The 382-nt window shown below is 43.5% G+C and carries 1 protein-coding gene; it reads left to right on the top strand.

The genetic code is table 11. From position 1 onward, the window contains the following. Positions 1-13 precede the first annotated feature (13 nt). The coding region (locus A3739_RS08545; RefSeq protein ID WP_156502488.1) for a hypothetical protein at positions 14-382 on the top strand (369 nt) is incomplete at its 3' end.

The following is a 382-nucleotide window of genomic DNA, read 5'->3' as shown; positions in this document are numbered from 1 at the left end:
GTCGGGGTCTGATTTGACAGGCTTAACCATTACTCCTCCTCCACACAGTAGTGATGATTTTACATTAACCATTACTACATTTATTGATGACATTGATAGCGACACTGGCCTGATTTCTAAAGCTGAGACAAGTGACACGCTGACTGTTGTTGTTAACGAGGTTGCTGACACAGCGATAATTGTCGCTAACGATGTGAATGGAGTAGAGGATAGCGCAATTGCTCTTGATATTTCGGTGGCTGTGACTGCCGGTAGTGACGAAACAATTGCAGACATTATGTTATTGAATGTCCCTCTTGGAGCGCAACTATCCGCTGGCATTGATATGGGTAATGGCGAATGGATACTCACTGCCGATGATTTAGTAGGCTTAACATTTACT

The organism is Oleiphilus sp. HI0067 (genome assembly GCF_001635735.1).
The sequence above is the reverse complement of the archived record's forward strand: the minus strand, read 5'-3'. Positions and strand labels throughout refer to the sequence as shown.